Genomic DNA, 20,370 nt, shown 5'->3' with positions numbered 1-20,370 from the left:
GATGTGACACCTCTCCGTGCAGCAGTCCCATCAGACCGAGTGATGCCGGGTATAAAAACAAGCTACTGGAAAAGCCGCCCCCGACGGGGGCGGCTTTTCCTATGCCTATCGGGTGGGTGGGCAGAACTCCGGGTTCTACTGCTCCTGACCCGAACCTTCGGAACCCAAGACCTTGAAAAGGGTGTCCGGCGAATCCAGGACCTTACCCGGATTGAAGTTCTCTCCCGGATCGGCGGTCCTGAACAGCCCGCGCATGAGTTCAACACCTTCGGGTGAGACGTCCTGCTCCATCCAGGGGCTGTGCTCGGCCCCCACGCCGTGGTGATGGGACAGAGTGCCACCGGCGTCGATGAAAGCCTGCTGAATGCGGGTCTTGACCAGTGCGTACTCGCGATCGACGTCTTCGGTGAACTCGAAGGCGAAGGTGAAGTAGAGGCATGCCCCCGAGTGGTAGGAGTGCGACATGTGGCTCATGATCCAGCCGGTCTTGCCGAGCTCGTCGAAGGCCGACTGGGCCGCCTCGTAGACGTTCTTGTGAACGGTGGTCAGTCTCGCCCAGGGGGCCGCCGTCTCGGAGACATCGCCGATCACGCCCTGCTCGAGAAGGAAGTCCCGAAGGTACGGGGTGTCGAACTTCTTCTGGTCGTACAGGGCACCAGGCCCTGACCCCAGGGTGAGAGCGCCCTGTTTCTTGACGATGCCAGCAACGACCTTCTTCTTCCGAGCGACGTCGTCCTTGGCGCCCTCGAAGCAGACGTAGGCGATGCACATGGCCGAGGTATCCCACCCGCGGCGGCGCATCACGGCCCAGAGGGCGTCCTGGCCCTTGGCGGCCACGGTCTTCTTCAGCGAGGTGGGGGCCTTCTGCGTTGCCAGGGAGAACTCGGTCTCGCGGGCGTCGGAGATCCGGGCGAAGGTCGTGTGGACCTCGGCCTCGTGGATCAGGCGCATGGCCGTGAGGCCCTGCTGCCAGGTGGGGAACATGTAGGCGATCACCTCGCGGTGCTCGGCTATGCGATGCACCTGGACCCACAGCTCGGTGATAATGCCCAGGCGCCCTTCCGAGCCGATGAACATCTCGCGCAAGGACGGACCGGTGGAGGTCGACGGCAAGGGCCGCAGCTTGACCACACCGCCGGGACGCACCGCGTTCATGCCCCGGATGATGTCGGCGATATCGCCGTATTTATCCGACTGCATGCCGGAGGAGCGGGTGGCTGCCCAGCCGCCCAGGGTCGAGTGGTTGAACGAGTCCGGGAAATGTCCCAGGGTCCAGCCGCGGCCGTTGAGCTGCTCCTCCATGTCCGGGCCGAGAACTCCGGCCTGAATGCGGGCCAGGCCGGAGACCTCATCGATCTCGAGGACCTGGTTGAGACGTCCCAGATTGACGGAGACCACGGTCCTGGTCTCTTCGGGGCGTGGCTGGAGGCTGCGGGAGATGCTGGAGCCGCCGCCGAAGGGGATCAGCACGAGATCCCGCTCGACCGCGGCTTTGACCAGGGCCTGGACCTCGTCTTCCGAGCCGGGGTAGACCACGGCGTCGGGGACGCGTTCGAAGCGGTTCTGGAGCGTCTTGATGATGTCGGTGACGGACTTCCCCGCCCAGTGCACGATGCGCAGCTCGTCGTCGAGCACGGTGTGGGTGGCCCCCACGATCTCGCGCAGGGCCTGCAGGTCGTCGTCGGAGATCTGCGACCCCGGGACATCAGCGGTGGCGAAGTCCACGGTGTCGCGTTGGCGGGGGCGCAGGTCGATCCCCACGGCGCGCTTCACCAGGGGGGCGAAAGCCGGTTTGTTCTCCCAGGTGAAGAAGACGTTCTCCTCGCCCCAGCCCCACCATTTCTGATGCTTGACGTTTGGCACTGCTACCTCTTTTCCATACGGTTCATCCGGCGACTCTACGCGCGGGGCGCGTTGCGACCGCGAGGAAAACGGGTAGCGATGCGCCCGGAGCGGTCAGCCGTCGATCAGCGGTCGGTACTCGCGATACAAGGAGCGCACCGTGGCCTGAATGCGATCGTTGAAGGCCACGGTCGATTCGTTCTTGCGTGCATACAGCGGCTCGCCGATGGCGACGACGACGGGCGGACGACCCCTGCGCGGCCAGGACGTGTCCCGGGGCATGGCCTCATGCGCGCCGATCAGGGCCACCGGCAGGACCGGAACCTTGATCGAGGAGGCCAGGGCGGCAGCGCCGACCTTGAAATCACGCATGCGCCCGTCCTTGGACCGCGTGCCCTCGGGAAAGACCAGTACCGGGATTCCCGCGGCGAGCAGCTTGCGGGATAGCCCCCGGTTCTCGCCCGTGCCCGTGCGGTCGATGGGGAAGGCGTTGAAGAGCAGCTGGGTGAACAGCTTCTTGTACCACGTGGTGAAGAAGTAGTCGGCGGCCACGCCGGTCGCCACGCTCTGCCGCAGATTGACCGGCAGGGAGCTCATGACCAGGGGCGCATCCAGGTGGCTGGAGTGGTTGGCCACGACCACGCAGGCGCCGCGAAGGCTCTCGGCTCCCGGCTTGCGCTCCACGCGGCGGCGGATGGTGCGGTCGACCAGTCCGTTGAAGAAGATCCCCCGGGCGATCGCCCGCATCCTTCGCCGGCCAGGGTCCGTGAAATGCTCCAGTCCGATCTGCGCTGATTCGGCGGGCGGGGCTACGGGCGTGGGGCCGTGATCCTCCGGAGGAGCTCCGTGAGCGTCGATGCTCTCGAGGACCGGCGGAGCGGGCTCGGACGGTTCCCGGTGCCGCCGCGCTGCGATCGCCTTGAACCGGTCCGTGGCCGGGGACTTGTCATGTTCTGTCATGGCTGTGCCTTCTCCCGGGCGCGTGCGCCGTTGAGCCATCCGGAAGCCAGGCGGATTCCGGAGCGCGGTGCGTACTTGACCACGCACATGAGGGCCTTGTATCGAAGCGTGGGGATCGACAGCGTCTTCCCGCGGGAGACGTCCTTGAGGGCCTCCTCCACCAGCTTGTCGGCGTCGAGCCAGAGCCAGCTCGGGATGGACGAGCCGCTGATGCCCGCACGCGAATGGAACTCCGTGCGCACCCAGCCGGGAAGAAGCGCGGTGACGTGCACGCCGGTTCCCCTGAGCTCGACGGCCAGGGACTCCGTGAAGGTCGTGGTCCAGGACTTGATGGCCGAGTACGGGCCCATGGCGACCTCGCCGGCCACCGAGGACACATTCAGGATCCAGCCGCGGCCACGTGGGGTCATGGCCCGCGCCGCAGCAGAGGAGAGCACCATGACGGCCCGGCACATGACGTCGAAGCCCGCGTCATGAAGCCGATGGTCCGGAGCGGAGATCGCACCCTTGACCGAGAAGCCCGCGTTGTTGATCAGGATGTCCACCGGATGGTCGGGGTGCTCGATGCGCGTCGCGACGCGGGCGACCTCCTCCTGGTCGCCGAGGTCGGCGGCAATCGTCTCGACCTCGATGCGGTACCGGTCCCGTAGACCTGCCGCGACTTCCTGAAGCCTGGTCTCGTCCCGGGCTACCAGAACGAGGTTCAGACCTCGGCGAGCCAGCGCCTTCGCGAATGCGGCGCCGATCCCCGAGGTCCCTCCCGTGATCAAAGCGGTGAACATGGGGACCACGGTACACTACGGTAGGCGTAGCGTAACGGGCGGATCCGCTCCGGGACGGCACGTGACCCATCTGGTATCGAGCGGCCCATCCGGCCGTATCCATCGGAGACGTCGTGACCGGGCCCAGGGGTGCAGCGGAGGCGCTCGAGAGCGTCGTCGTGAGATCCTGAAGAACATTCCCGAACCGAACGTGAACCGAGGCCATGGACCGCGCTCAGGAAACGATGAGACGATTCACCGCCATCCATGACCATGAAGCAGAGCCGGAGCGCGCCGCCTAGAGCGGCGGGTGCCGACAAACCGCCCCGGAGCGGGCATGAGGAGAACCGTTGTCTGAGACCACTACGAAGCGAGTCCTGCTGACGGGCGCTACCGGATTCCTGGGGCAGGCTGTGATGGAGCGCTTGCTCTCATCAGAGGACAACGTGCACATCACCGCTGTGATCCGTCCGAAGGGGGAGATCACCGCCCGGACCCGGCTGGACCAGCTCTTCCGCAAGCCCGTGTTCAAGGCCTGGCGGGAGCGGGTGGGCGACGACGAGGCCAAGCGGATCTTCCAGGAGCGCACCGACGTCCTGGAGGGGGACCTCGCGGCGCTGAAGGGCATCGACCAGCCTTTCGACGTCGTGGTGCACTCGGCCTCCACGGTCTCCTTCGATCCGCCGATCGATGAGGCGTTCACGACCAACGTGGGCGGTGCGCTGAGCCTGTACGAGGCCCTGCTGGCATCGGGGCAGGACCCGCACGTCGTCCACGTGTCCACCTGCTACGTGGGCGGCATCGCGAAGGGCCTGAGGCCCGAGGCGCCCATCGATCACGATGTCGACTGGCGCCGCGAGTTCGATTACGCGGTGGCTGCCCGCGAGGAGGCGGAGCTGGCGACGCGTACGCCGGAGCAGCTCGACTCGTTCATCCAGTCGGCCACGCGCACCAGCGGCAAACGCGGCCCGAAGTCGGTGGCGCAGAGCGCCGAGACGGAGCGTACCGCGTGGATCACGCAGCGCCTGGTGGACCTCGGGCGCACCAGGGCTCAATCCCTTGGCTGGACGGACATCTACACCTTCACCAAGGCCATGGGCGAACGGGTGGCGGAGGACCTGTGGGGCGGCAGCGGCCACCGCCTGTCCGTGGTGCGTCCGGCGATCATCGAGTCCGCACTGCGCCACCCGCATCCCGGGTGGATCGACGGCTACAAGGTGGCGGACCCCCTGATCATGGCCTACGCCAAGGGCGCCCTCCCCGAGTTCCCGGGGCTGCCGGATTCGGTGCTCGACGTGATCCCCGTGGATTTCGTCGTCAATGCCATCACCGCGCTGGTGGTCAACGGGCACCGCGGCGAAGCGGGAGGCGATCGCGAGCAAGCCGACTACTACCAGATCTGCTCGGGAGCATCGAACCCGGAGCCGTTCCACGAGATGTACGGCTTCGTGCGCGAGTACTTCCTGGAGAACCCGGTGGAAGGCGCGGACGGCAAGCCCGTGGTCGTGCCCGAGTGGAAGTTCCCGGCCAACAACGCCGTGGTGCGGACCCTGGCCGGCAAGGAGAAGCTGGCCGAGTGGGGCGGGCGGGTCAGCGCCCTGCTGCCGTCCACCAGGCGCACGCTGGAATGGACCAACTCCCTGCACAAGGTGCAGTCCGGCCTGGGGTCGCTACGGACCTACGTGGACCTCTACCAGAACTACACGCGTACCGAGATGGTCTTCGACGACACCAACACCCGTGCGCTGAACGCCTCGCTGCCCGAGGGCACGCCCGAGGACCGGACCTTCGACCCCCGCGACATCGACTGGAAGACCTACTGGCAGGCGATCCACCTTCCCGCGCTGACGGAGATGACCCGCGCCTACTCGCGGGCGTCCTCGGCTCGTGCCCGCCGTTCCCAGAGGCCCCGGAAGAAGCTGAAGCCCGCCACCGACGTCGTGGCGATCTTCGACCTCGAGGGCACCGTGCTCGACTCCACGGTGGTCTCCCAGTACTTCGCGGTGCAGCGCCGGGTGCTGCCCGCGGCGAAGCGGCCGGCCGATCTGCTGGACGCGGTCCGCACGACGCCCACCTACCTGAAGGCGGAGCGTCGTGACCGGGGCGAGTTCGTGCGGGCCTTCATGCGTCGATACGAGGGCATCCCGGTGGCCAAGCTCCGCGCGGCCATGGACGGCAAGCTGGGCGAGGAGATGCTCAAGGTGCTCAAGCCCGGCGCACTGGCCCGGATCGAGGAGCACCGCGCAGCAGGACATCGCACGGTCCTGGTCACCGGGTCCCTGGACCTGCTGATCTCCCCGGTGGCCGACCTCTTCGACGAGGTCATCGCCGGATCCATGGTGGAGCGGGACGGTGTCCTGACCGGTTATCTGGCCACACCGCCCCTGGTCGACGAGGCGCGCGCCCAGTGGCTGAAGAAGTACGCGGAGGACAACGGCTTCGACCTCTCCCGCTCCTTCGGTTACGGCGACTCGGTGGCGGATGCCTCCTGGCTGGGGCTAGTGGGCCACCCGTACGCCGTCAACCCCGACATCCCCCTCTACCGCCTGGCCAAGCGCAGCCACTGGCCGATCGAGGACTGGAAGCGGCACTGACCCCATGGCCCCAGAGACCGACGAGTTCGCGAGCACCCCGGCACGAGTACGCCGGGCGGTACTGGACGCTGACCAGCTCCGCCCCCGCACGGTGCCGGGGCCGCTCGACGCGCAGGCGTGAGCCCATGAACGATTCGACCGCCGCCCCCGACCCGCGCACGGTGACCACGGACCGGAAGATCACCGCGGCCGTCCTCGGGATCCTCACCCGGGAAGGGCCCAACCGCCTGTCCATCGAGGCGGTCGCGGCCGAATCCGGGGTGGCCAAGACATCGATCTACCGCCGTTACGCCAACTCCGACGCGATGGTCGACGATGTGCTCGCCCGGTCGCAGCAGAACCTGGCCCCCAAGCCCCTGGACCTGGACCGGCAGGCCTGGACGCAGGATGACTGGACGCGCGCCCTGGACACCGCCTTGCGGGTGCTCATCCAGGACCTCGGGACGGGGATCGCGGTCACGCTGCTGACGGAGCCCAACTCGGAGACCTCCCGGATCCTGCGCCGCCACCTCGTGCGCCCGCGGATGGAACAGATCCTGGAGCTCCTGCAGCTGCAGATCGACGCCGGCGGGATGGATCCCGGCACGGACCTCGGCGTCGTCGTGGATTTCCTGCTCGGTTCCGCCTACGCGCACCTGGCTCGCGAAGGGCACCTCGACGAGACCTGGGCGGAGCGGGTCCGGGACACGCTGATGCGCTCCGTGGGGTGAGTCTCCAGGGGCGTCGCTTCCGCCCGCACCCGTGAAACAACGGTTTCATCTCGTCGTCCGGCGGTAACACGCGGGTAAAACGACCTCCCTAGCCTGGGTTCATGACCATACGCAATGACGACCCGACGACGGCGGCCTCGCCCGGGCGGTCGCGCCCATCCGCCCTGCAGCCGGGGCTGCCGACGATCCTCAATGCCGGGGAGGGACTCGACGGCATCCCGGGAGCCGGCACGGACCTGGCATACGTGCCCTCTGACCCGGCCAGGGTCTTCTGGGGCAGGCTGCCGAACGCGGACGATCCCTCCGTCCTGGCGGTGGATCCCGGTCAGGAGGTGGTCATCGACACCTTGAGCCACGAGGGCCTCCTGGCCGACCAGGGGTCCGACCCGGTGCGGTTCTTCGGGGCCCACGGTGTTGCGGAGTCGGCTGTCCTGGAGGACGCGCAGCGGCTGGCCGCGACCCGTACCAGGGACGTGCAGCTCGACGGCCCCCACGTGGTGACGGGGCCGATAGAGATCCGCGGCGCCCAGCCCGGGGATCTGCTGCGGATGACCCTTGTCGATACCGCTGCGCGGGTCCCCTACGGGATCGTGTCCAACCGCCACGGCCGTGGGGCCCTGGTCGGGGAGTACCCCCGCAGCCCCGGGACGGTGAGCGTCTTCGCCGACCTGGATCCCGAGGATCCCTCGACTGCCAGGATGGCTCCGCGCGAGGGGGCGGAGCCGACGGTGCGGTTCCCCACCGCACCCTTCCTGGGGATCATGGGCGTGGCCACGCCTGGAGCGCGACGGCACAGCGTCCCGCCCGGTCCGCACGGCGGCAATATCGACGTCAAGCTGCTCACCGCGGGCTCCTCGATTCTCATCCCGGTCCAGGTTCCGGGAGCCATGGCGTATGTGGGCGACCCGCATTTCGCCCAGGGGGACGGGGAGGTCGCCCTGACCGCACTGGAGGCCTCGCTGCGGGCCGTCGTCAGGTTCGAGCTCGTCACCGCGGAAACCGCCGCGCGGGAGTTCGGGGAGCTGATCTCCCCCCTGGTCGAGACCCCGGAGCTGCTGGTCCCCACCGGACTGGACGAGGACCTCAGGGTGGCGGTCCGTCATGCCGTCCGCAACACGATCTCCCTGCTGGTCACCAGGTTCGCCATGAGCCCCGAGCACGCCTATGCCTATCTCTCGGCGGCTGCAGACGTGAATATCTCCCAGGTCGTGGACCTGGTGACCGGCGCCCATGTGCGCATCCGCAAGTCGGACTTCGAAAGGGTGAGCCGATGACCGCCGCCTTCTGCACGCAACCACTGCCCGGGGTGCCGTACGCACCCGAGGTCCCCGTGTTCGGGGGAGCGGCGGACGACGAGCTCATGCTCCGCTTCTGGGCCTACGAGGCGGCCCTGATGGGCAACGACGTCGCCGCGATGGAGGAGCTCTTCGCCGATGACCCCGGGACGTTGCGCGGCGATGCGGCCGGGCTGCTCGTGGGCCATGACCGGATCAGCGCCTTTCGCGGCAACCGCGGCGGCGCGCCACGGCGCACGGTTCGCGAGGTGCACCGCCGTGATCTCGCCCCGGACGCGGCGCTGCTGATCGCCATCACGCGTCCCGCCAAGGGCGGGCGCGGCCAGCAGACCCAGGTCTGGCAGCGTTCCGGCGGGATCTGGCGGGTCACCGCCGCGCACGTGGCGATCCCCGCCGCCCCGCTGGACACCCGGATATGGCGCCTCGTGGGCGACCCCCTGGTTCCCACGAACCCGGCCGTGCCCGACGACGGATCCGGTGAATTACCACACCTGGCGGATGAAGCTCCACTCGCCGGGAGGACCGTGGCCGTCAAGGACCTCTTCGCCGTCGCCGGTCAGCGGATCGGCGCGGGTTCACCGGCGTGGCTCGAGGAGGCGGAGGCAGAACCGGCGCACGCCGCCGCGGTGGAGGCCCTCCTGGACGCGGGCGCGCAGGTGAAGGGCATCGCCCGCACCGACGAGTTCGCCTATTCGCTGGCGGGCACCAATACCCACTACGGGACACCGCCCAATCCCGAGGCGCCCTACCGGATCTCCGGCGGATCCTCGTCGGGCTCTGCATCCGCCGTGTCATCAGGGCATGCGGATATCGGGCTGGGGACGGACACGGGAGGATCGATCCGGGTGCCCTCCGCCTACCAGGGGCTGTGGGGACTGCGCACCACGCACGGCATGATCTCCAGGGAGGGACTGCTTCCCCTGGCCCAGTCCTTCGACACGGTGGGGTGGATGACCCGTGGGCCCGAGCTGCTGACCGAGGTCACCCGGGTCATGGCGGCCCGGGCGCTGGACGAGGCCTATTCCGGGCCGGTCGAGGCCGCGGCCGCCGGGCCGCTGGTCGTGTTCGACGGCATGCTGGCACTGGCCGACGACGACGTCGCCGTGGCCGTGCGCGAGGCCGCCCGGGAAGCCGGCGCGATCGAGGAGACCGGAGTGCGGCCGGAAGAGGCCCAGACGCTGCGGAAGGTCCTGCAGGCCGTGCAGGCGGGGGAGGCCTGGGCCAATCACGGCGCCTGGGTCTCCCAGCACTGGGACCGGCTCGCGCCCGACGTCTCGGGACGCTTCCAGGCGGCCAGTGAGCGGAGGGCCGACGAGCTGCGGGAAGCCGGGGCGCGGGCGAAGGCCCTCAAACAGCACCTGAGGGAACTCATCGGCGACCGGGTGGTGGTGATCCCCTCGGCCTCCTCCGTCGCACCCATGAGCACGGAGGCGGCTGCGGGCGGCCCGGTGATCGAAGCCGCCCGGGCGGCGACCATGGCGCTCACCAGCCTGGCCGGGCTGGCGGGACTTCCCGCGGTCTCCGTCCCCCTGGCCACGGAGGCGGGGCTTCCCGCGGGCATGTGCCTGATCGGACCGCCCGGCTCCGACCTGGCCCTCGTGCGGCGTGCCGCCTCCATCCGGGGGTGACAGGCGTTGCGGTAAACCCCGATAGCGCAGGATCCGGTCGTCCTACGAAGCGCGACTAGCACGAGTTTCCGCTCTGACTAGCTGAAATGCTGGTTTCGCGTGGATGGGCCCTTGAAACACGGCGGTTACCTCCAGGCAATCGCCGTGAACGCATCGGCCCATACCGTGAAACGCACAGCGGCTGAAACACCTGTTCCAGCTCCGGCAAGCCCCGGCTGCCGCGGCCCCAGAGCCCCGCTCCTGCACCTCCTTCCACTGGAAATCAGCGCCAATGAGCACATCGATTCAGAACGAAGCCCCGCCCGTCTCCCCCGAGGACGAGCGGCTGCCCCTGGGGCGGACGCTCCTCTACGGACTGCAGCACATCCTGACCATGTACGGCGGTGTCGTCTCCGTGCCGCTGATCGTGGGCGGAGCGGCGGGGATGTCCACCGCGGAGGTCGGCCTCCTGGTGGCCTCCGCGCTCTTCGTCTCCGGGGCGGCCACCATGCTGCAGGCATGGGGCATCCCGTTCTTCGGATCGCGCCTTCCGCTGGTACAGGGCATCTCCTTCGCAGCGGTGTCCACCATGACCGCCGTGGTGTCCACCGGCGGAGGCATCCAGGCGGTGTTCGGGGCGATCATCGTCGCCGGGCTGTTCGGACTGGTCATCGCCCCCGTGTTCTCCAGGGTGGTGCGGTTCTTCCCGTCCGTGGTCACGGGCACCATCATCACGGTGATCGGCATCTCCCTGCTGCCGGTGGCCGTGCGCTGGCTGATGGGCAACGACGCCGAAAGCCCCGATTTCGGCTCCGTCGAGTTCATCCTGCTGGGCGGTTTCACCCTGGTGGTGACCCTGATCTGCTCGAGAGTCCCGGCCATCTCCCGGATGGCGGTGCTGGTGGGGATCGTGGTGGGCTCTCTCGCCGCGGTGCCGTTCGGACTGGCCGACTTCTCCGGGGTCCTCGAGGGGAACATCTTCGCCCTGCCCGAACCCCTGGCCTTCGGGATGCCGACCTTCCAGGCCGGTGCGATCATCTCGATGATCATCGTGATCCTGGTGATCATGACCGAGACCACCGCGGACGTGCTGGCGGTCGGCGAGATCGTGGGTACCAAGGTCGACTCACGCCGCGTAGCGGACGGGCTGCGCGCCGACATGCTCGCCTCCACCCTCGCGCCGGTGTTCAACACCTTCCCGGCCACCGCGTTCGCCCAGAACGTCGGGGTGATCGCCATGACCGGCATCAAGTCGCGTTTCGTGGTGGTGGCCGGTGGCGCGATGCTGGTGGTCCTGGGGCTGCTGCCCGTACTGGGCCGGGTGATCGCCTCCGTCCCGTTCCCGGTGCTGGGCGGAGTCGGTATCGTACTCTTCGGCTCCGTCGCCGCCTCCGGCATCCGCACCCTGACCAATATCGACTGGTCCAAGAACTCCAACCAGCTGATCGTGGCCACGTCGATCGCCATGGGCGTGATACCGATCGCCGTTCCGACCTTCTACGACGAGTTCCCGGAGGCCGTGGCAACGGTGTTCGACTCCGGGATCTCGGCGGCGGCGATCACCGCCTTCATCCTCAACATGCTCTTCCACCACGTGATGCCGGCCTCGGCGCACAAGGTCGATGATCGTGCCCTGGGATCGGAGCGGACCGAGAGCGCAGAGACTGGAACAGAACACGCATGAACACGAGGACCGGATCCTGGCCGGAGCCGGCCATAGGGGGCCTTCCGCGCACGATCGTGGCCGAGGCCGCGGTGCTTCCCGGTGGTATCAGTGCCGTCAAGCTGCTGATCGACGGGGACGGGCGCATCGGGTCGGTCACCCCGTCGAACGAGCTGACCGCGGCCGACCGGGCCGAGGCGGACCTGGTGATACCCGCCGGGAGGACCTTGCTCCCCGGCGGCGTGGACACCCATGTGCACCTGAACGAACCGGGGCGCACCCACTGGGAGGGGTTCGCGACCGGTACCCGGGCGGCTGCGGCCGGAGGGATCACCTCCGTGATCGACATGCCGCTGAACTCGATCCCGCCCACGGTCTCCGTCAGGGCGCTGGACGTGAAGCTCGACGCCTCCCTGGGGCAGCTCTCGGTCGACACGGGCTTCTGGGGCGGGGCGATCCCTTCCTCCCTGGGCCGCCTGGAGGAGCTGTGGGAAGCCGGGGCCGCGGGCTTCAAGTGCTTCACCTCGCCCTCGGGGGTGGAGGAGTTCCCCCCTCTCGACGAGGATCAGGTGCTGCGGGCCATGCGGGAGATCGCCGGATTCGGCGGACTGCTGGTCGTGCACGCCGAGGCGCCCCAGCACCTCGTGGACAACCCCCCGCCGTCGTCGAAGTTCGCGGACTTCCTGCTCACCCGGCCGGAACGGGCGGAGGAGGAGGCGATCAGGGCCCTCATCGACGGCGTGCGGGAGACGGGATGCCGCACGCATGTCCTGCACCTCTCGGCGGCCACGGCCCTCGAGCTCATCGCCGACGCCAGGGACGAGGGCCTGCCCCTGACGGTCGAGACCTGCCCGCATTACCTCACGCTCGCGGCCGAGAGCATCCCGGATGCTGCGCCCCAGTTCAAGTGCTGCCCGCCGGTACGCGACTCCGGCAACCGCGAGGCGCTGTGGCAGGCCCTGGGGGAGGGGCTGATCGACATGGTGGTCTCCGATCACTCACCGGCCACCGCGGAGGAGAAGTTCGCGGGCAACGGCGACCTGATGCGGGCATGGGGCGGGATCTCCGGCCTCCAGGTGGGGATGACGGCCACCATCGCCGGCGCGCTCAGCCGCGGATACACCCTCGAGGACGTCTCCCGGTGGACCTCGCGGAATCCCGCCGACCTGGTGGGGCTGCGATACAGGGGCCGCATCGAGCCCGGCGCCTTCGCCGATCTGACCGTCTGGGACCCGTCCCACGCCTGGGCGGTCCACGCCCGGGATCTGCAGCACAAGAACCCGATCAGCGCCTACGACGGTCTGCAGGTCACCGGCGCCCCCGTCCTCACCGTGCTCCGGGGCCAGATCGTCGCCGTCCGCGAGGCCGGCCCCGACGGAGCGGACCATGTCCGGCTGGCGCCGCCGAGCGGCCGGGAGATCCTGCTCGCACACTGACCCACGGCCCCCGGAAACCCGGGCCCATCTCGCAACCCTCAGGAGGGACCCCAATGCACACGCCGATTCAAGCACCCGTGAATCCACCGCACCGTCTCCTCATGGGCCCCGGGCCCATCAACGCCGACCCACGGGTCACACGGGCCATGTCCGCTGCACTGGTGGGACAGTACGACCCCTGGATGACGGAGACCATGAACGAGACGATGGCCCTCTACCGTGATGTCTTCCAGACCGAGAACGAATGGACGTTCTTGATCGATGGCACCTCCAGAGCCGGTATCGAGGCGGCGCTGGTATCCCTGGTCGAGCCCGGTGAGAAGGTCCTGGTCCCGGTCTTCGGGCGGTTCGGCCTGCTCCTGAAGGAGATCGGCGAGCGCATCGGCGCGGATGTGGTCACGATCGAGACCGAGTGGGGCCAGGTCTTCACACCGGAGCAGATCGAACAGGCCATCGTGGCCGAACGTCCCTCGGTTCTCGCCGTGGTCCAAGGGGACACCTCGACCACCATGAACCAGCCGCTGGAGGATCTGGGCGAGATCTGCCGCCGCCACGGCGTGCTGCTCTACACCGATGTGACCGCCTCCGTGGCAGGCAACGAGCTGCGCACGGATGACTGGGGTCTGGACGCGGTCACCGCCGGCCTGCAGAAATGCCTTGCGGGCCCGTCCGGTTCCTCCCCGATCACGTTGTCGGACCGTGCCGTGGAGAAGATCCGCACGCGACGTCACGTCGAGGCCGGGATCGCGGACGGCTCCACCGCCGGCCCGGGGCCCGTCATCCGCTCCAACTACTTCGACCTGGCCCAGATCATGGACTACTGGGGCCCGCAGCGGCTGAACCACCACACGGAGGCCACCTCCATGCTCTACGGTGCCCGCGAATGCGCGCGCCTTCTGACCCAGGAGGGAATGGACAGGGCGGTGGCCCGGCACGCGCTGCACGGCCACGCGATGGCCTCGGGCCTCGCGGCGCTGGGGCTGGAGCTCTTCGGGGACCAGGAGCACCGGATGAACAACGTGGTGGCCGTTCTCATCCCCGAGGGAATCAACGGGGATGCCGTCCGGGCATCGATCCTCTCCGACTACGGCATCGAGATCGGCACCTCGTTCGGGCCGTTGCACGGCCGGGTCTGGCGCATCGGGACCATGGGATACAACGCTCGGCGGGACGCGGTGATGACCACCCTGTCCGTGATGGAGTCCGTCCTGAGGGCCGCCGGGGTGTCCGTGGTGGCCGGGGCGGGTACGGCTACCGCGCTCGAGCACTATCAGGACGCGGCATGAGCCCGGAGAAATCCTTCCCCCCGCCCTCCGGTGCGCGCCCCGACGCCCAGGAGGTGATGGATCGCTGCGATGAGCTGGCCGCCATCTCCTTCCTGCGCCACGGCATCGAGCGGACCTACCTGACCCCGGAGCACGCCAAGCACAACGCACTGGCCGCGGAGTGGATGAAGGAAGCCGGCATGCAGGTGCGGGTGGATCCCGCGGGGACGCTGATCGGACGGATGGAGGGCTCGGAGCCGGGGCTGCCGGCGGTGGTCATCGCCTCCCACCTGGACACCGTGCCCAACGCCGGGCGCTACGACGGCATCCTCGGCGTGCTCAGCGGCATCGCCGTGGCCCGGCGGCTCAGGGACCGTGCCGGAGAGCTGCCGTTCGCCGTCGAGGTGTGCGCCTACGGGGACGAGGAAGGGGTGCGTTTCGGGGCCACCTTGCTCGGCTCCCGCGCCATGGCGGGCAGCTGGAACGAAGGGTGGATGGACCTGGAGGACGAGCACGGCGTCACCCTGGAACAGGCGTTCCGCGACTTCGGCCTGGACCCCTCACAGGTGGCGACGGCGGCCAAGCGCGCCGAGGACGTGGTGGCCTATCTGGAGATCCACATCGAGCAGGGCCCGTTCCTGGAGGCGGCCGATCAGAGCCTCGGCGTGGTGACCGCGATCGCCGGAGCCCGCCGGCTCGCCCTGCAGATCCACGGCGACGCCCGCCATGCGGGGGGCACACCGTACGCCCGGCGCAAGGACGCCCTGGTGGGGGCGGCCATCGCGGTCCAGGCCATCGAGCGGATCGGCCGGGAGACCGGTGTGATCGCCACGGTGGGCCAGCTGGAGGCCCACCCGGGCGCGGTCAACGTGGTACCCGGGCGGGTGGACTTCTCCCTGGACCTGCGCGCCGCGGACGACGCCCTGCAGGCTCGCACCTGGACCAGGATCCTGCAGGAGATCGAGTCGACCTGCGCCTCCCGCGGGCTGACCCTGACCTGGGAGCAGATCCACTCCGCCCCGACCGTCACGTGCGCGCCCTGGGTCATGGACGCGGTCGTGGACGGCATCGCGGCCACCGGGGACGATGCCCCCATGCGCCTGTGGTCGCGAGCCGGGCACGACGCCATGGCCATGGCCGCCGTGACGGACATCGGGATGATCTTCGTCCGCTGCGAGGACGGGATCAGCCACCACCCGAACGAGTCGGTTCTGGTGGAGGACGTCGCCGCCGGCCTGGATGCGCTGGAGGCCACCGTGTGGTCCCTGGCCGAGCGGGTTCGTGCCGGGAGAGCACCGGCGGACGGCCGGCCATGAAACAGCAGATCGCGGACCGCATCACCGCCGGGTACGCGCGGCTGACACCGCAGGAGCAGCGTGCGGCCGACGTCGTCCTGGCCCACCTGGACGACCTCGCCGTGTACTCCTCCGCCGAGCTGGCCGAGGTCGCCGGGGTGTCCCGGGCGACGTTCTCCCGGCTGTACCGCCATCTGGGCTTCGAATCATCCAGCGAGGTCAAGGAACTGGCGCGGATGCGCCGCTACCAGGGCGTCCCGGTGCCGGCCGCCGTAGCCGCAGGAACCGAAGCCGGCGCCACCGAGCACGTGGCCGACGAGCGCCGCAATCTGGAGGCGGTCTTCACCCCGGAGCGCACGGATCGTCTGGAGGAGGCCGCCCAGGCGATTCTGCGTGCCCGGCAGATCCTCGTGATCGGCTGGCGCAATTCCTATCCGGTCGCGCTGCACCTGCGTACGCAGCTGCAGCAGGCCCGGCCCGGCGTCCGCATGGCACCGGCACCCGGTCAGACCCTGAGCGAGGAGCTCATGGACGTGGGACCGGAGGACCTGGTGGTGGCAGTGGGGTTCCGCCGTCGTCCCCGGGTATTCGAGGCGGCACTGCACGGATGCGGGCTGGCCGGGGTACCCGTGCTGCTGATCGCCGACGGCACCGCCCGCGCACTGGCGGGCTCGGTACGGTACTGGCTGGAATGCCCCGTCGACCGGGCCGGTGCCTTCGACTCCTATGCCACGGCGTTCTCGCTGGTGGCCTGGCTGGCTGATGCCGTACTGCGTGACGGCGGGGAACCCGCGGCGGAGCGCGTGGACCGGGCCACGGAGCTCTTCGAAGCCCTCCAGGAACTCGAACTCCGCTAGGACCTCGGGCAGCGAACCGCCGTCAGAGCATCATCTGCTCGTCGGGGCGGGCGCGCAGCTGCGACTCGACGTAGTCCTCGACCGCCTGCGAGGTGGGGACGTCCTCCCGGAGGCGCTCGGAGAGGAACCAGCGGTGCTCCAGGACCTCGTGGATGATCTCGGCTGGCTCCCGCTTGGCGCGCAGGTCGTCCGGGACCGCGGACATGATCTTGGAGTAGACCTCCTGCATCCACAGCGACCCGGTCATGTCCTCGGGCAGCCCGGGGTAGAGGGCGCGCCCGAACTGGGCGATGTCGGTGAGGATCCGCCGGGCCTGGTTCTCGCGGGCGTTCATCCCCGTGATGTTGTGCAGATGCCTGGAGTGGTGGCCCGGTTCGACCACACGCGGGATCAGGTGGACATGACCCTCGTCGTCGGTGTCCAGGGAGGCTTCCTCCACATCGAACCCCAGATCGTTGAGGTGCTTGACCCGCTCGGCCACGCGCCACTTCTGCTCGTGGGGGAACTCCTCCTCGCCGGTCAGCGCCTCCCACAGCTTCTCGTAGGTCTCCACGATCCGCTCGGACGTGGCGAAAGGATCCACCGGGACGGGGGCGGAGGAGGACATGATCTGCGGCAGCGCCGAAGTCGCGGCCGCGGGTTCGTAATGCGACTTCTCCCCGGTGGTCATGGACGGGTCCAGCGGGGGGCCGTCGTGGGATTCGTCCTCGAACCCTGCCAGCAGATCCATCAACTCTCCCGCCACATTGGTGCGGGCCAGTTCAAGGTCGTAGCTGCGCTGGCCGGAGGTCAGCTGCGGGTGGATCTCGCCCGTCTCGGCGTCGACCAGGCAGGCGGCGAACCGGCCGGCATCGCGCAGGAAGAGGGTGTTGGACAGGGAGACATCTCCCCAGTAGAAGCCCGCCAGATGCAGCTGGACCAGGAGCAGGGCCAGGGCGTCCACCAGCTTGTCGGCGATCACCGCGTCCGGATGCTCCGAGAACAGCACCCGGTAGGGCAGCGAGAAGTCCATGTGCTTGGTCAGCAGGACGGCCGGCAGCTCCTCGCCGTCGGCCGTGTGCCGGTCGGTGACCACCGCGACGGGAACCACGCCCGGGGTGCCGAGCTGACGCAGCCGGCGCAGGAGGTCGTACTCGCGGGCGGCATTGCGTGCCGTGGTCTCCTTGGCCGCCAGCACCCGGTCGCCCACCTGGGCGAAACGCACCACGTGACGGCTGATGCCCCGGGGGTAGGCCACCAGGACGTCGTCGGGCCACTCGGCCAGGGGAACGGACCAGGGCAGATCGAGCAGCTCGGGCTGGGGGAAGCCGGTCTGGATCTTGACCCGGCGTAAGGGCGCGCTCGCCGGCGCCTCCCGGTGGGGGCCCGCAGCCTCGTCCGGGGCGCCGGCGTCCTCGCTCATGGGCGCGGGAACCGCGGGCGCGTCCGCGGTGCGGGAGGTCTCCCAGGGCAACCGGGCCGGGGAGCCTGAGTTCGAGCTCTGCATGATTGATCAGCGTACACGGAAGGGTTCACCCGCCGCCGAGGTGGTTCTCCCTCAATGCCGCGAGCTGCAGGAGGACCTCTCCCATGGCATCCGGGTCGGCCACCCGGAACGGGGCCACCGTGTCCTTGGGGCCGACCTTGATGCCCAGGTCGTCTTCCCGGAGGACCTCCAGGCCATGCTCGTCCGTGACGTCGTCGCCGGCGAAGATCGTGACATCGGGCTCCACGGCCTCGACCAGGGCGGCCACGGCCTCGCCCTTGTCCGAGGTCAGCACGGAGCATTCCATCACCATCGAGCCCGGGGTGATCCGCAGGCCCTCCATGCCGGAGTAGGCGGAGAGCATGGCGGCGAGCGCCTCGTCGGACAGCTCGGGCCGGTGCATGGTGCGGGTATGGAACGCCACCCCTGCGGGCTTCAATTCCGCGGTGGAACCGGGGTAGCGCTCGACCATGGCCGCCGTGGCCTCCTGGGCCTTCTGCAGGAGACCGGCCTGATCCGTGTCGAGTTCGATGCCGGAACTCGCCGCGCCATCGCCCAGCACGCTGAGGTCGTACTCCCCGCCGTGGGATCCGGACAGCAGCATGCGGTGGTCGGGGTCCACGGCGCTGTGCAGGAAGTCCATGGTGCGTCCGGAGATGACCCCCACCCAGGTGTCGTCGAGCCTGGCGAGCCTCTGCAGGGCCTCCTCGGCCCGGGGGACCGCCCGGGAGGCGGCGATGTCGGTGGTGAAATGCGCCAGGGTGCCGTCGAAGTCCAGGGCCACCAGCAGTCTGGGGGCGCCGGCCGCACGTTCCAGAGCCGCCGTGAACCTCTCCTGGAAGGCCGGGTCCTCGGCCGACAGCGCTGCGTTGTCCTGAGTCATCACACCTCCGTACTCGATGAGCCCTCGGCGGGTCCGGTGCTCTCGTCTCCCACGTGAGGATCATCGCCGTCGCCGCGCAGACCCGCAAGGTCCGTGAGGAACTTGTGCTGCCAGTCGTTCACGTCGTGGGTCAGCACCTGGCGCCGCATGGCCCGCATCCGGCGACGGCCCTGGTCCTCGGGCATGTTCTTGGCGTACATGATCAGCTCTTTGAGCTCGTCGATATCGTGCGGGTTGACCAGGATGGCCTGCTTGAGCTGTTCGGCCGCACCCGTGAACTCGGAGAGCACCAGCGCACCGGAGCCGTCGTGCTTGGCCGCCACGTACTCCTTGGCCACCAGGTTCATGCCGTCGCGCAGCGAGGTCACGAGCATGATGTCGGTGGCCAGGTACAGCGCGACCATCTCCGCGAAGGGATAGCCGTGGTGCAGGTACCTGATGGCGGTGTGCTCCATGGTGTCGAACTGGCCGTTGAGCCGGCCCACCGTGCCTTCCACCTGCTCGCGCAGCAGCTTGTAGGAGTCCACGCGCTCCCGCGACGGCGAGGCCACCTGGATCAGGACGTCCTGGCCCACCTCCAGCGACCCATCCTCCAGGAGCTCCCCGTAGGCCTTGATCCTGTGCACGATCCCCTTGGTGTAGTCCAGCCGGTCCACGCCCAGGAACACGGTGTCCGGATTGCCCAGCTCGCGCCGGATCTCCTCGGCCCGTTTCCTGGTCTCAGGCTTGGCGGCCATGCTCCGGATGGCCTCGACGTCGATGGAGATGGGGTAGGAGGCGACCTTCAGCGTCCAGCTGCCGGCGTCCTCCGCGGATGAGGCCGTCTCCTCCGGCGTGTCCGCGGCGGGCTTGTCCGGGTCCACGGCGGGATCGGGCTGCGTGAAGGCCGTCGAGGTGACCTCCGGGCCGACGACGGCCTGACCATGACGGAAGTTCACCCCCATGTAGCGCCTGACGCACCGCATGAAGTTCTGGGCGTCGCCCGGGCGCTGGAAGCCGACCAGATCGGCGCCGGTCAGTCCTTCCAGCACGGAGCGGCGCCACGGCAGCTGGGCGAAGATCTCCAGCGGCGGGAACGGGATGTGGTCGAAGAACCCGATGGTCAGATCCGGGCGCAGCTGCCGCAGCATGCGCGGGACCAGCTGCAGCTGGTAGTCCTGGACCCATACCGTGGCGCTGTCGGCGGCCGTGGCCGCGGCCGCCTCCGCGAAGCGCCGGTTGACCTCCTTGTAGGCGTTCCACCACGTGCGGTGGAACTCCGGGGGAGCGATCACATCGTGGTACAGGGGCCACAGCGTGGCATTCGAGAAGCCTTCGTAGAACCGCTCGACCTCCTGCGCGGAGAGGGGGACGGGTACCAGGTGGAAGACATCGTGGTCGAAGGGGTCCAGGTGCTCGTCGGCGCCACCGGACCAGCCCACCCAGGCGCCGTCGTTGCTGGCCATGACCGGGGCCATCGCGGAGACCAGACCGCCCGGGGAGCGACGCCACGTGCTCGACCCGTCGTCGTCGGTGACGCGATCCACCGGGAGGCGGTTGGAGACCACCACGAAGTCGTACTGGGATCCTTCGGAATGCTGCTGGGTGTCGGACGGGCTCATTACAAACTCCTCGTGCAACCGTGGGCTTGTTCACTGATCAGTCTACTGGCCATATCCTCGGCGAGCCCGTCGGCCCGGGGGATCCGGACGACGGCGCAGCGACGCTGCCGTCTGCGGCGGCGGCAACCACGGTTTC

The 20,370-nt window shown here is 69.0% G+C and carries 15 protein-coding genes; 9 read left to right on the top strand and 6 right to left on the bottom strand.

What is annotated here, in order from left to right; all coding sequences use genetic code 11:
* Positions 1–135 precede the first annotated feature (135 nt).
* From FCK90_RS06160 to FCK90_RS06150, 3 genes are all read right to left on the bottom strand, one after another.
* Positions 136–1,863, bottom strand: a complete 1,728-nt coding sequence (locus FCK90_RS06160; protein WP_158033416.1) for an FAD-binding oxidoreductase — start codon at positions 1,861–1,863, stop codon at positions 136–138.
* Positions 1,864–1,956: 93 nt separating this feature from the next.
* Positions 1,957–2,802, bottom strand: a complete 846-nt coding sequence (locus FCK90_RS06155) for a lysophospholipid acyltransferase family protein (protein WP_158033415.1) — start codon at positions 2,800–2,802, stop codon at positions 1,957–1,959.
* Positions 2,799–3,584, bottom strand: a complete 786-nt coding sequence (locus tag FCK90_RS06150) for an SDR family NAD(P)-dependent oxidoreductase (RefSeq protein ID WP_158033414.1) — start codon at positions 3,582–3,584, stop codon at positions 2,799–2,801. The genes FCK90_RS06155 and FCK90_RS06150 overlap by 4 nt, the downstream gene beginning before the upstream one ends.
* A gap of 329 nt (positions 3,585–3,913) precedes the next feature.
* On the opposite strand from FCK90_RS06150, the gene FCK90_RS06145 reads away from it, so the two are divergent.
* The 9 genes from FCK90_RS06145 (at position 3,914) to FCK90_RS06105 (ending at position 16,285) form a co-directional block, all read left to right on the top strand.
* Positions 3,914–6,157 (top strand): HAD-IB family hydrolase, encoded by a 2,244-nt coding sequence (locus tag FCK90_RS06145; protein ID WP_158033413.1) that lies wholly within the window; start codon positions 3,914–3,916, stop codon positions 6,155–6,157.
* 125 nt (positions 6,158–6,282) lie between these two features.
* Positions 6,283–6,867 (top strand): TetR/AcrR family transcriptional regulator, encoded by a 585-nt coding sequence (locus FCK90_RS06140; RefSeq protein ID WP_158033412.1) that lies wholly within the window; start codon positions 6,283–6,285, stop codon positions 6,865–6,867.
* Between the two features lie 101 nt (positions 6,868–6,968).
* Entirely contained in the window at positions 6,969–8,141 is a 1,173-nt protein-coding gene (locus FCK90_RS06135; protein ID WP_158033411.1) for an acetamidase/formamidase family protein, read from the top strand.
* A complete protein-coding gene (locus FCK90_RS06130; RefSeq protein WP_220433286.1) occupies positions 8,138–9,790 on the top strand; it encodes an AtzH-like domain-containing protein in 1,653 nt (550 codons plus the stop codon). The genes FCK90_RS06135 and FCK90_RS06130 overlap by 4 nt, the downstream gene beginning before the upstream one ends.
* A gap of 271 nt (positions 9,791–10,061) precedes the next feature.
* Positions 10,062–11,453, top strand: coding sequence for a nucleobase:cation symporter-2 family protein (locus tag FCK90_RS06125; protein ID WP_158033410.1), 1,392 nt, complete (start codon positions 10,062–10,064; stop codon positions 11,451–11,453).
* The gene (allB, locus tag FCK90_RS06120; RefSeq protein WP_158033409.1) at positions 11,450–12,868 is read left to right on the top strand and encodes an allantoinase AllB; all 1,419 of its coding nucleotides are present in this window, start codon (positions 11,450–11,452) and stop codon (positions 12,866–12,868) included. Before FCK90_RS06125 ends, allB begins: the two co-directional genes overlap by 4 nt.
* A gap of 101 nt (positions 12,869–12,969) precedes the next feature.
* Positions 12,970–14,154 (top strand): pyridoxal-phosphate-dependent aminotransferase family protein, encoded by a 1,185-nt coding sequence (locus tag FCK90_RS06115; protein ID WP_220433285.1) that lies wholly within the window; start codon positions 12,970–12,972, stop codon positions 14,152–14,154.
* On the top strand, positions 14,151–15,449 hold the full coding sequence (locus FCK90_RS06110; RefSeq protein ID WP_220433284.1) for an allantoate amidohydrolase: 1,299 nt from the start codon (positions 14,151–14,153) through the stop codon (positions 15,447–15,449). The genes FCK90_RS06115 and FCK90_RS06110 overlap by 4 nt, the downstream gene beginning before the upstream one ends.
* A complete protein-coding gene (locus FCK90_RS06105) occupies positions 15,446–16,285 on the top strand; it encodes a MurR/RpiR family transcriptional regulator (protein ID WP_158033407.1) in 840 nt (279 codons plus the stop codon). The genes FCK90_RS06110 and FCK90_RS06105 overlap by 4 nt, the downstream gene beginning before the upstream one ends.
* A gap of 22 nt (positions 16,286–16,307) precedes the next feature.
* On the opposite strand, the gene FCK90_RS06100 is transcribed toward FCK90_RS06105, so the two are convergent.
* Genes FCK90_RS06100 through FCK90_RS06090 form a run of 3 tightly spaced genes read right to left on the bottom strand, consistent with a single transcriptional unit; the run spans position 16,308 to position 20,234 of the window.
* Entirely contained in the window at positions 16,308–17,771 is a 1,464-nt protein-coding gene (locus FCK90_RS06100) for a DUF4032 domain-containing protein (RefSeq protein ID WP_246180030.1), read from the bottom strand.
* Positions 17,772–17,796: 25 nt separating this feature from the next.
* Positions 17,797–18,633: a trehalose-phosphatase gene (gene otsB, locus FCK90_RS06095; RefSeq protein WP_158033406.1), complete on the bottom strand. Its 837-nt coding sequence runs from the start codon at positions 18,631–18,633 to the stop codon at positions 17,797–17,799.
* Entirely contained in the window at positions 18,633–20,234 is a 1,602-nt protein-coding gene (locus FCK90_RS06090; RefSeq protein WP_158033405.1) for an alpha,alpha-trehalose-phosphate synthase (UDP-forming), read from the bottom strand. Before FCK90_RS06090 ends, otsB begins: the two co-directional genes overlap by 1 nt.
* Positions 20,235–20,370 lie beyond the last annotated feature (136 nt).

Source organism: Kocuria coralli (genome assembly GCF_008831305.1).
GTDB classification, from domain to species: Bacteria; Actinomycetota; Actinomycetes; order Actinomycetales; family Micrococcaceae; genus Kocuria; species Kocuria coralli.
This window is presented reverse-complemented; position numbering and strand designations above follow the sequence as displayed.

What these genes read in the sequence shown, in the direction of transcription:
- FCK90_RS06155 (WP_158033415.1), bottom strand. Translation starts at nt 2,802, where the DNA reads ATGACAGAACATGACAAGTCCCCGGCCACGGACCGGTTCAAGGCGATC.
- FCK90_RS06150 (WP_158033414.1), bottom strand. Translation starts at nt 3,584, where the DNA reads ATGTTCACCGCTTTGATCACGGGAGGGACCTCGGGGATCGGCGCCGCA.
- FCK90_RS06140 (WP_158033412.1), top strand. Translation starts at nt 6,283, where the DNA reads ATGAACGATTCGACCGCCGCCCCCGACCCGCGCACGGTGACCACGGAC.
- FCK90_RS06135 (WP_158033411.1), top strand. Translation starts at nt 6,969, where the DNA reads ATGACCATACGCAATGACGACCCGACGACGGCGGCCTCGCCCGGGCGG.
- FCK90_RS06130 (WP_220433286.1), top strand. Translation starts at nt 8,138, where the DNA reads ATGACCGCCGCCTTCTGCACGCAACCACTGCCCGGGGTGCCGTACGCA.
- FCK90_RS06125 (WP_158033410.1), top strand. Translation starts at nt 10,062, where the DNA reads ATGAGCACATCGATTCAGAACGAAGCCCCGCCCGTCTCCCCCGAGGAC.
- allB (WP_158033409.1), top strand. Translation starts at nt 11,450, where the DNA reads ATGAACACGAGGACCGGATCCTGGCCGGAGCCGGCCATAGGGGGCCTT.
- FCK90_RS06115 (WP_220433285.1), top strand. Translation starts at nt 12,970, where the DNA reads ATGGGCCCCGGGCCCATCAACGCCGACCCACGGGTCACACGGGCCATG.
- FCK90_RS06110 (WP_220433284.1), top strand. Translation starts at nt 14,151, where the DNA reads ATGAGCCCGGAGAAATCCTTCCCCCCGCCCTCCGGTGCGCGCCCCGAC.
- FCK90_RS06105 (WP_158033407.1), top strand. Translation starts at nt 15,446, where the DNA reads ATGAAACAGCAGATCGCGGACCGCATCACCGCCGGGTACGCGCGGCTG.
- FCK90_RS06100 (WP_246180030.1), bottom strand. Translation starts at nt 17,771, where the DNA reads ATGCAGAGCTCGAACTCAGGCTCCCCGGCCCGGTTGCCCTGGGAGACC.
- otsB (WP_158033406.1), bottom strand. Translation starts at nt 18,633, where the DNA reads ATGACTCAGGACAACGCAGCGCTGTCGGCCGAGGACCCGGCCTTCCAG.
- FCK90_RS06090 (WP_158033405.1), bottom strand. Translation starts at nt 20,234, where the DNA reads ATGAGCCCGTCCGACACCCAGCAGCATTCCGAAGGATCCCAGTACGAC.